Source organism: Nesterenkonia sphaerica (assembly GCF_005771565.1).
GTDB lineage: Bacteria > Actinomycetota > Actinomycetes > Actinomycetales > Micrococcaceae > Nesterenkonia > Nesterenkonia sphaerica.
Window position 1 is genome coordinate 1 of record NZ_VAWA01000030.1, and the last position, 10,246, is coordinate 10,246.

The window sequence follows — 10,246 nt, forward strand, 5'->3', positions numbered from 1 at the left end:
TGCCTCTACACCCTCAAACGCGAAGAGCCAGATAACCATCCAGAGGGAGGACTGGCTCTAACCCTCGTCGACTTCTTGGGGACTGTTGGTAGTAGGAGTACGATGTGGGGAGCGAGGGAGTATCCCGCGCTGCGGACGTCAGCACGCAGAGGCCCTGGGCCTCCGCCGGAGGCAGCGGTTCGCCGGCCTGAGGGCCTGCGGGCGGAGAGACTCGCGACGATGCCCCATTCCGTCGTGCTCCCCGAAAGGCTCTCGCCGTGGACGTCCCCCTCATCGCTTGGATCCTCACCATCATCGGCGTCGTCGGGCTTCTGCTCTTCGACTTCTTCGCCCATGTGCGCAAGGCCCACGAGCCCACCCTGCGTGAGGCCGCCGTGTGGTCGGGCGTGTATGTGGGGCTCGGCCTGCTGCTCGGGCTGCTCATGCTGTTCATGGCCGGCCCTGACCCTGCCTTGGAGTACTACGCCGGGTATCTGACGGAGAAGGCCCTTTCGGTGGACAACCTGTTCGTGTTCCTGATCATCATCAGCAGCTTTGGGGTGCCTCGCCGGTATCAGCAGAAGGTGCTGCTGTTCGGGATTGTGCTGGCCCTGATCTCCCGGACAGGGTTCATTCTGCTGGGGGCCGGTCTCATTGAGATGTTCAGCGGGGTGTTCTACATCTTCGGCGCTGTCCTGCTGGTGACTGCGGCGAACCTGCTGTGCGGGGAGCTGTCCGGCGGCCCCCACCAGGAGCCTGGGGAGGGCGGCATGGTGCGGCTGCTGCGCCGCTGGCTGCCCACCTCCGAGCAGTACGACGGCGACCGGCTCACCACCCGGGTGGACGGCCGCCGGCTGGCGACCCCGATGCTGTTGGTGATGCTCACGATCGGCGGGACGGACATCCTGTTCGCCCTGGACTCGATCCCGGCGATCTACGGACTCACCCAGGAGCCGTTCATCGTGTTCGCCGTCACCGCGTTCTCCCTGATGGGGCTGCGGCAGCTGTACTTCCTCATCGACGGCCTGGTGCGCCGGCTCGTGTTCCTGTCCTACGGGCTGACGGTCATCCTCGGGTTCATCGGGGTGAAGCTGGTGCTCCACGCCCTCCACGAGAACCAGCTGCCGCTCATCAATGGCGGGCAGCCGGTGCACGTCCCGGAGGTGAGCACGACGACGTCGCTGCTGGTCATCCTGGGTGTTCTGGCCGTGACCGTGGCGGCGTCTCTGCTGGCCACCCGGCGTCGCGCCGGGTCAGGCGTTGATGATGCCGAAGCTGAGCATGATGTAGAGGAAGAGGCCCAGCAGGATCCGGTAGCCGACGAACAGGTTGTAGCTGTTGCGGGACACGTAGGCGAGGAACCAACCGATGATCACGTAGGCGACCACGAAGCCGACCGCGGTGGCCAGGATGGTCTGCCCCATGGTGTACGGGCCGGACTGCACCCCGAACGCCCCGGCCAGCTTGTAGAGCCCGGACCCGAACACGGCGGGGATCGCCAGCAGGAATGAGTACCGGGCGGCGGCCTCACGGGTGTAGCCCATGAGCAGGCCGGCGGTGATGGTGCCCCCGGACCGGGAGACCCCGGGGATCAGCGCCATCGCCTGGGCGAAGCCGAAGATGATGCCGTCCCGGATGCTCAGCCGCTCCAGGGGTTTGCGCTGGGTGCCGATGTGGTCGGCGAAGCCCAGCAGGATGCCGAAGGCGATGAGCATGGTCGCCACGAGCCACAGGCTGCGGAACGTGGACATGATGTAGTCCTCCAGCAGCAGGCCCAGCACCACGATCGGGATGGTGCCCACAATGATGAGCCAGCCCATCCGGGCGTCGGGGTCGTTGTGGGAGCCGCGGCCGAGCACCGCTCGGAACCAGGCGGTGAGGATACGGACGATATCGCGCCAGAAGAACACCAGCACCGCCGCTTCGGTGCCGAGCTGGGTGATGGCGGTGAACCCCGCGCCTGGATCCTGGGCACCGGGCAGGAACTCCCCCACGATCCGCAGGTGAGCGGACGAGGAGATGGGGAGGAATTCGGTGAGGCCCTGGACCAGGCCGAGAATGATCGCTTCGATCCATAGCACCAGGTGATTTTACCGGTAGCCCATGACGTACTGACCCTCTGACGCGGCATCTATAGTTTGCTGCGTTGCTCGCTCATTTCGTCGTACTGCAAGGGTCGCGGCAGAGCGGCTCCGGAGCGGAACGTTCCACGGCTGAGGGAGAGCCCACCGATAGGGGCGGTGAGCAGCTGCAGCAGGATGGCCAGTCCGAGTTTGATGCCAGTAGCCAGGCTGGGATCGCTGACCATCACGCCCAGCAGTACCAGCACCAGGCCGAGGGTTCCAGATTTGGTGACAGCGGTCAGGCGCGTATAAGGGTCGGGGAAGCGGGCCAGTCCTACGCCAGCGACCACGAACAGCGCGATACCACCAGCCAGCAGGGCTGCCCCTGTGATGGCCTGTGCCGTCTCCAGGAGGTCGAGGGCGCTCATTCGGCATCACCTGCCGAGGCCGTGGTTGCTGCGGTCTCTGTGGTTTTTGCTGCGGATCGGCTGCGGCCAAGGTAGCGCCCCAGGATCAGTGCGGAGATGAACCCGATCAGGGTCACGACCACCACGAGGTCCATCAGCAGATGGCGCTCCCAGAGCAGGCCGAGCATGGCCAGGGATGCGACGAGGACAAAGAAGACGTGGTCAGCGCCGATGGCGCGGTCAGCCTCCGCAGGGCCGCGTGCTGCCCGGTAGATGGCCGGCAGGACGGTAAGGACTAACAGTGCCAGAGCGGCCCAGCCGATGGGTATGCCGAGGATCTCGTAGGTGAGCAGTTGTTGAGGTGTCATCGGCGTGCCTCCTTCTGCTCGCCGCCTGTGCTGACGCGGGTGATGCCCAGTAGCTTGTTTTCAAGTTCGTGGAGTTCGGTGTGGAAGGCTTCCGGTGTGGGGGGTGCGTAGAGGCCCAGCACGTAGAGGATTTGACCTTGGCCGGGGGGTTCGTCGATGTCGATGGTCAGGGTGCCGGGGGTGAGGGTGATCAGGTTACTCAGCGCGGTAACCTCCTTCGGTGTGAGCTCCCGGGTACGGTAGGCCACGATCGCCGGTGTCAGTGAGCTTCCGGGAGTGAGGATGTCTGCGGCAACCTGCCAGTTGGCCCGAAGCATCTCCCAGATGAACCACATCAGGAAGCCGGGAAGCCGGATGAGCCGTCTGAAGGTCTTGATCAGGGGTTTGGTCATGGGTGCATCACCGCCTCGGTGTAGGTGGTGGTATCGGTGAGTCCCTCGGCTGCGGTGATAGCAAGGTCCATGAGCGCCTGTGCGCCCAATCCGATCCCCACGGTGCACAGCACCAGTACCGCACCCGGCAGGATCAGCCGGCGAGGGACGCGATCCAGACTGGTGGGCGCAGTCCTGACGAACTTGCGGCGCAGCCTGCCCGCGGCGGGGTCGGTGGCATCCGGAGCGGTCGCCGATGAGGAGGTCAGCACTCGTTGTTTCGGCGGTTCGGGATCAGACCCCCAGAAAGCTCCGTTCCAGATTTTGAGCATCGACAGCAGGGTGAAGAGGCTGACCACTACAGCGCAGGCCGCGGCAAGGTAGAGCCCGGCCTCCATGGAGGCGTGGATCAGCGACATCTTCGCCACAAAGCCCGACAGCGGCGGGATACCGACCAAGGAGAGGGCAGCCAGGATGAACACCAACCCCAGCCACGGCTCCCGGCGGGCATAGCCGCCCAGCTGGGCGAGCTTGCCGGTGCCGGCGTGGTGTTCCACCGCTCCGCAGGCGAGGAAGAGGGCAGCCTTCACAATGATGTGGTGGATCATGTAGAAGATCCCAGCTGCCATCCCCAGGGGCCCGAAGAAAGCCAGAGGCAGCATGATGTAGCCGACCTGGCTGGTCATATGGAAGCTGAGGATCGAACGCATCCCGGACTCGCCCAGGGCACCGAAGACTCCGATGATCATGGTGGCCAGCAGCACTACCAGCCAGACGGTCTCCAGCCCGGTGCCCTCATAGACCAACCCATAGATCCGGAAAACCCCGTAGACCCCGATCTTGGTCAGCAGCCCGGAGAGCAGGGCCGTGACGGCCACCGAGGCGAAGGGGTAGGACCGTGGCAGCCAGGTGTGCACCGGGACTAAAGCGGCTTTCGCGCCCAGGGCCAGCAGCACCACCCCGGTAGCCAGTGCCACCGGGGTCGATTCGGTGGCGGCTCCGGCCAGTTCTGCCAGGTTCACGGTCCCGGCGGTGCCATAGACCAGCCCGATCCCGGCCAGCAGCACCGCTGAGACCAGCAGGTTGACGCCGAAGTAGATCCTCCCGGCGGTCATCGCCGTTGCCTTACCGCTGCGGGTCAGCAGCACATAGGAGGGGATCAGGGCGACTTCGATCATCACGAACAGGTTGAACAGATCCCCGGTGAGGAAGGCTCCATAGACCCCTGCGGAGAGCACCAGCACCAGTGGGTGAAAATAGGGATCAGCGTCGTCGCCGGTGAAGATGGCGAAGACGCTGCAGACGAGCACCATCAGGGCGGCTACTGCCAGCATCAGCCCGGCAAAGGTGTCCAGGACGAAAGGGATGGAAATCCCCGGAACCCATCCGGAGACCTGTTCGGCGATCACCGTGCCGTCGCTGACCGCAGTGATGCTGATCAGTGCACCGCCCAGGATCAGGGTATGGGTGGTGAGGGCGAGGAATCGTTGCAGGTCCTTCGCTCTCTTGGCCAGCAGGGTTACTGCGGCGATAAGGATGGGCAGCCACAGGTAAGCCGGCAGCGTGGCGGAGAGCACTTCGGGGTTCATGCGTGCTCCTTTCCGTCGGTGCGGCCGGTCGGCTGATCCCCGGTGCTGGTAGTGCCTACCGGTTCCCCTGAAGTGGATGGGGCGTCTACGACGGTGCCGTGGTCTTCATCGGCATCTGATGGTTCGGCGTCTGAGTTTTTGCCGTCCTCGTCTCCGCCGTGACCGGCCAGGGCGAAGAGGTAGACGGTCAGTGCGAAGGTGATCACGATGGCGGTGAGGGTGAAGGCCTGCAGCAGCGGGTCGGAGAGCCCATCGGTGGGCATACCCTCCCCGACGTAGGCGGGTTCGCGGTCCCGCTGGCCCCCGGCGGCGAGGATGATGATGTTAGCGGCGTGTCCGATCAGCACGAAACCCAGTGCGGCTCGGACCAGTTCGCGCTGCAGGATCAGGTACACCCCTCCTGCTACAAGCACGGTGACCAAGACGGCGGCGCTCATCGGGGTTCTCCTTCCACAACGGTGGGCTGATTGTCAGCGGGGTGGGCCTGGTCAGTGCGGGGTTCTGCTGCATCAGGCGGGGGTGTCGCAGCGGGGTCCAGCCGGTCGCTATGCGGGACGGCACCACGGGTGAATCGGTCCAGGGCGGCGACCACCAGTCCGAGTACGGTGAAGAAGACGCCGAGGTCGAAGATCAGTGAGGTGGTCAGCCCCTGGTAGAAGGCTCCGATCTCGAGGCTGCCGGTGATCGGGCTGAGGAAGGAGCCCTGGAGCAGTCCGAGGGTTCCGGCTGCGATGGCCACGATGAGCCCGGCGGCTAATAGTGCGGTGGGCCGCAGCCGGGAAGGGTGCTCGGCGGAGCGGGGCAGGCGGGCGATTACCACCGCGAGAGCGGCCACCAGAGCGGAGACGAAGCCTCCGCCGGGCTCGTAGTGACCGCGCCATAGCAGCCACAGGGCAACTGCGGCGATCAGCGGCACCAAGATCTTCCGGGCGGTGTTCAGCACCGTCTTGTCCCCGGGAAGGTCCATGGTGCGGGCCTTCTCATCAGCCGGTGCTTCCCCGCGCAGCAGGGCCAGCAGGCCGATAGCGGCCACGGCCAGCACGGTCATCTCCCCGAAGGTGTCCAGGCCGCGGAAGTCCACCAGGATTGAGTTGACCAGGTTGGTGCCGCCTGCGGCTCTTTCGGTCTCATCGATGTACCACTGGGCGGCCTCGGTTGCCTGGCGCTGACCGGTCAGCACCCAGGTGGCTGCCCCTGCTATCAGACCCAGAACCACAGCCACTGCCAGGGCCCCACTACGGCGCAGCATGCTCACCGGAGAGAAGGTCTCCGGTAGCCGGCGCAGGATCAGCACGGCCACCGCCACGGTGAGGATTTCCACTGTCATCTGGGTCAGGGCAAGGTCGATTCCGCCCAGCAGGATGAACCAGCCGGCAACCAAGAACCCGATGACCCCCATCATCGCCACTGCCCCGATTCTGGACCTGGTCACGCACAGCCCCACGACGGCCAGGACGGTCAGCCCCACGACGAACCAGTCTTCAGGGCGCGATGCTGGCGGATCGGTGACCTCGATCCCGCCAGTCAACGGTATTGCCAGAGCCAGTGCGGCCACTGTCCCCAACGGCCAGAGCAGGTGCGCAGCCAGTGCCCCGGAACGAGCCGGGCGGGCAATCCAATTGCAGAACCTCAGTACAGCAGCGTAGGCGGCGTCGTAGACCTTCACCCCGCTGACTGGCAGCACCAGTCGCTGCAGACCACGGTCCACCGGTTCCCGGGCTGCGAAGAGCCCCAGACCCAGCACCACGGTGGTCACGGACATCCACAGCGCGGGTGAGGCAATCGACTCCGGCAGCAAGCTCAGCCCGACGTAGGCATCCTCTGAGAGCACGGTGGCCTGGACTGAGCGGTCGAACAATGGGTTCAGGTAGGCCACGAAGAGGCCCAGGAGCAGCCCCGCCACCGCAGGGACAGCCGCCGGAGCCAGGAAGGAGGGGGCCGCGTCGTAGAGACCCCGCTGCTGGGTGGGCCCGGCGAAGGCTCCCCAAAGCAGCCGGAAGCTATAGGCGAAGGTCACTGCTGCCGAGGCTACAGCTATCGCGCCGACGATCCAGCCCCAGTGCCCAGGCAGCTCCAGGAAGGCGTAGTAGCCCTCCTCCTTGGAGACGAACCCCAGGAAGGGCGGCAGCCCTGCCATGGACATCGCAGCCAGCGCGGTCAGCACCGCAGTGAAGGGCATCACCCGGTAAAGCCCAGAGAGCTCACGGATGTCCCTGCTCCCGGCTTCCTTATCGATGACGCCGACCAGCATGAATAACGTGGCTTTGAAGAGTGCGTGGGAGAAGGCGTGCAGGCCGGCCACACCGAGGGCCTGATGGGTTCCCACGCCGATCAGCGCGACGATCCATCCCAGCTGACTAACCGTGGAATAGGCCAGCAAAGCTTTGAGGTCATGCTGCTGCAGAGCGAAGACCGCCCCGATGACTGTGGTGATCAGTCCGACGAGAACCAGCACGGTGGTCCACCACCAGAAGTCAGTGAAGGGCTCAGAGAAACGCATCAGCACATAGATCCCGGCCTTCACCAAAGTGGCGGCATGGAGGTAGGCACTCACCGGGGTCAGGGCGACCATCGCATCCGGGAGCCAGAAGTGGAAGGGGAACTGGGCCGACTTGGTCATCGCCGCGTAGATGATCAACCCACCGATCCACGGGGCGTAAGGGGAGGAAGTGACGGTGCCGGCGTCGTCGAGGATCTCAGTGAGATTGGTGGTGCCAGTGACATGCCACAGCAGCAGCACCGCGGTCAGCAGCGCCAGCCCTCCGGAGGCGGTGATCACGAAAGCTCGGGTGGCCGGCCGAGCCTGATGCAAGCCCTGGGCACCGATCAGGAAGAACGAGCATAGCGTGGTGATCTCGAAGAAGACGAACAGCGTGATGATGTCTGCAGAGAGGACCATGCCCAGCATGGCGGTGGCGAACAGGCTCAGCAGCATGTAGAGCCTGCCGTGGTCGTATTCCTCACTGAGGTAGCGGGCGCAGTAGGACATAATCAGCGCACCCACACCCAGGGCGAGGACCGTGAAGACCAGGCTCAGCCCGTCCAGATGCAGCCGCAGAGCGATGTCGAAGCTCTCGATCCACATCCATTCACCGGTGGCTGTCCCGCCTGCCAGTACTTTGGGCGCATCGCTGAGCACCAGTGCAAGGGATACTAGGAACAGTCCTGCGATGGGGTATCCGGCGTTGCGGCCCCACCGATAGGACAACGGCCGCGCAAGAAGCACTGCTGCAATCATCGTGATCAGGGCAAACAGCAGCGTCAACAGCACGTCCTTCCGTCAGGTTCGGCGGGGTGTCGTCCTGGTAGCGCTGCACATACGCAGCAACGCATCAAAGACTCATCCAGGGATTAATAAGCTACAACGGACGGGACAGTTCTTCTATTCCCTCCCGTCCAAAGACCCCTGACGTGGTTGAGAGATGGCCGGTAGGGGCTTCCTGCAAGGGCCAGCAGTGCCGCAGCGAAGAATGCCCAGCGCGCCCCCGTGATGGTCGTGGGTTCGGGTGGGTCGGATGTGGTTGAGACCTGGTTACTTCACCCGATAGCGCTGCCGTTGGCAAGATGGGGCCGCAACTCCATCAGAACTATCGAGTCTTGGCCCATACCATTCCCCGATGGACTCCGAACCGCTTGGCCAATACGGTGACACTCACGCCGCTGGCCTTCGCTGTTCGCATAGCGTCCACGTCCGCCTCGGTGAGTGGTGTTCGAGACCGTCTCATTGGTTCTGCCACAGCCTCGACACGGAGGTCATCCCGCTCGTCGAGTAGCTCGTTCTCTATGAGATTGGCTTGACTCCACGCGGAAACAAGCTCCGAGATTCGCCGTCGCCTGTTCTCGCAGTGCTCCATCAGGTCCACGAGTGAATCCCCTAGCCAGAGCGACAACGGCTAGGGGTTTTCTGATTGCTGTTATGCATCAGGGAGTTTGAGGCCGACGGTGGAGGTCAGGATGGGGGACAGCTCGGTAGAGCGCAACTGAGGTGGTGGCTAGCCATCCCCAACCGACAAGGACTGCAATCCACAAGAGAACCACCCCGAGGATGCTGGTAGCGGTCGCTGCTCCCGCGAGAAAGGCCAGCAGCAGGACAGCGGCCGAAAGTCGGCTGCTCCTGGCCATGGTGGTGTGCCCGCGGGCAGCGAACGAGGCCCCTAGCGCCACAAAGGCAGCGGCGAGCGCAACGAACCCAATACCCCCAGCAGCGAGGTGAACGAAGCCTGCTGTCGACATCTCATCTGCCGCGCCCGTCGGAGCCCCCGGTGGAAACCCGTCCATCGGATCAGCGGGGAAGACGCCTGCGACGATCAGGCTTCCGCCGTAGATTGCCACAAGGGTCAGCGCGAGGCGAGCCGGCCGCAGCGCTCGCGCAATTCCGACAGAGGCCGCCAAGACCATCAACCCAGTCACCGCAAAGTTGAGTGTCTGTACCCATCCCCAAGGTCCGTTGGCTAGGAGGCTTAGGCTGTGTCGGGACAGGTCGAACCCGTCACGCATGAACGCCTGGCCAAGCCCGAGCGTTACGTAGAACACTCCGGCCAGCACACCGTAGCCCAGTAACGACCGAGTAATTGCCGCAGCTCGGTCAAATCCAGTCTCTTTCCTGGGCGCTTCCATTGCGGCTTTCCGTTCCATCCTTGACCGCGACACCGCGAGCATTTCTACACTGGTCAGTGTAGGTTATCGTAGCTTCATGGCTGAGGGAAGACGCATCGATACCTCGACCCTCTCCGCGATGGATCCACGAATCGCACGTTCCCGGCGAGCGATCATAGATGCAGCCACGACGCTTTTTCTGAATCAGGGCTATCCAGCGACCACGATGGATGACATTGCCGAGGTCGCGGGCGTATCGAAGCGAACTGTGTACAACAACTTTCCGGATAAAGAGGGGCTTTTTCGCGAAGTAGTACTGGCTGTGACGTCGTTTGTAGACGAGTTCATTAACGAGGCGGTGAGGGAACTTGCCGATGCTGCGGAGGTGGAGCTTTCCCTGAAGGACCTGGCTGCCCGGCTTGCTAGTAGCGTCATCGGAGATGGCGTCGTCAGGCTCCGGCGCCTGATCATCGGCGAGGCTCACCGATTTCCTGACCTGGCTGCCGACTATTATCGACGAGCACCGGGCCGGGTGATCGCGACGCTGGCGATCGAGTTCGGCGAACTCACTCAGCAGGGACGGCTCCACACCCCAGACCCTGAGTTGGCAGCCGAGCAGTTCGCTTACCTCACTATCGGGGCCCCGCTAGACCGAGCGTTGTTCCACAGCCACGATGTAGGCACCGACTCGGACACATTGGTTGCCACGGCGATCGCGGGAGTCACTACCTTCCTCGCGGCGTATGGGCCGGAGGCCCGCGGCAGGAGGCACACTTGATGGCGGAGCTCCCGCTGACTTGGACCGCCGTCTTGGGGCTTGTCAAGTAGTTTGTGTACGGGGGGTATAAGTATCGGTTGATTCGGTCAGGGTAT

The 10,246-nt window shown here is 64.0% G+C and carries 9 protein-coding genes and 1 pseudogene; 2 read left to right on the top strand and 8 right to left on the bottom strand.

The genetic code is table 11. The annotated features are described in order from the left end of the window. Window positions 1-257: 257 nt before the first annotated feature. Window positions 258-1,253: pseudogene (locus tag FEF27_RS12540) on the top strand (TerC family protein); the annotation flags it as partial. Here FEF27_RS12540 and FEF27_RS12545 read toward each other — a convergent pair. The 8 genes from FEF27_RS12545 to FEF27_RS12580 all read right to left on the bottom strand — a co-directional run bounded on the left by FEF27_RS12545 (window position 1,233) and on the right by FEF27_RS12580 (window position 9,394). Continuing rightward, on the bottom strand, window positions 1,233-2,060 hold the full coding sequence (locus FEF27_RS12545; RefSeq protein ID WP_138171223.1) for an undecaprenyl-diphosphate phosphatase: 828 nt from the start codon (window positions 2,058-2,060) through the stop codon (window positions 1,233-1,235). The pseudogene FEF27_RS12540 and the gene FEF27_RS12545 sit on opposite strands and share 21 nt — an antisense overlap. A gap of 50 nt (window positions 2,061-2,110) precedes the next feature. Then, window positions 2,111-2,470 (bottom strand): cation:proton antiporter, encoded by a 360-nt coding sequence (locus tag FEF27_RS12550; RefSeq protein WP_138171224.1) that lies wholly within the window; start codon window positions 2,468-2,470, stop codon window positions 2,111-2,113. Then, complete coding sequence (locus FEF27_RS12555; protein WP_138171225.1) at window positions 2,467-2,817, bottom strand: MrpF/PhaF family protein; 351 nt, start codon at window positions 2,815-2,817, stop codon at window positions 2,467-2,469. The genes FEF27_RS12550 and FEF27_RS12555 overlap by 4 nt, the downstream gene beginning before the upstream one ends. After that, window positions 2,814-3,209 carry a Na+/H+ antiporter subunit E gene (locus FEF27_RS12560; RefSeq protein WP_138171226.1) on the bottom strand — a complete coding sequence of 132 codons (396 nt, stop codon included), beginning with the start codon at window positions 3,207-3,209 and terminating at the stop codon, window positions 2,814-2,816. Before FEF27_RS12560 ends, FEF27_RS12555 begins: the two co-directional genes overlap by 4 nt. Continuing rightward, window positions 3,206-4,777, bottom strand: coding sequence for a monovalent cation/H+ antiporter subunit D family protein (locus tag FEF27_RS12565; RefSeq protein ID WP_208009878.1), 1,572 nt, complete (start codon window positions 4,775-4,777; stop codon window positions 3,206-3,208). The genes FEF27_RS12560 and FEF27_RS12565 overlap by 4 nt, the downstream gene beginning before the upstream one ends. Then, the gene (locus FEF27_RS12570) at window positions 4,774-5,214 is read right to left on the bottom strand and encodes a sodium:proton antiporter (protein ID WP_138171227.1); all 441 of its coding nucleotides are present in this window, start codon (window positions 5,212-5,214) and stop codon (window positions 4,774-4,776) included. The genes FEF27_RS12565 and FEF27_RS12570 overlap by 4 nt, the downstream gene beginning before the upstream one ends. Beyond that, window positions 5,211-8,042: a hydrogen gas-evolving membrane-bound hydrogenase subunit E gene (gene mbhE, locus FEF27_RS12575; RefSeq protein ID WP_138171228.1), complete on the bottom strand. Its 2,832-nt coding sequence runs from the start codon at window positions 8,040-8,042 to the stop codon at window positions 5,211-5,213. The genes FEF27_RS12570 and mbhE overlap by 4 nt, the downstream gene beginning before the upstream one ends. Window positions 8,043-8,698: 656 nt before the next feature. After that, window positions 8,699-9,394 (bottom strand): DUF998 domain-containing protein, encoded by a 696-nt coding sequence (locus FEF27_RS12580; protein WP_138171229.1) that lies wholly within the window; start codon window positions 9,392-9,394, stop codon window positions 8,699-8,701. Between the two features lie 76 nt (window positions 9,395-9,470). Between FEF27_RS12580 and FEF27_RS12585 the strand changes: the two genes are divergently transcribed. Further along, a complete protein-coding gene (locus FEF27_RS12585; protein ID WP_243729240.1) occupies window positions 9,471-10,151 on the top strand; it encodes a TetR/AcrR family transcriptional regulator in 681 nt (226 codons plus the stop codon). The last annotated feature ends 95 nt before the right edge of the window (window positions 10,152-10,246 follow it).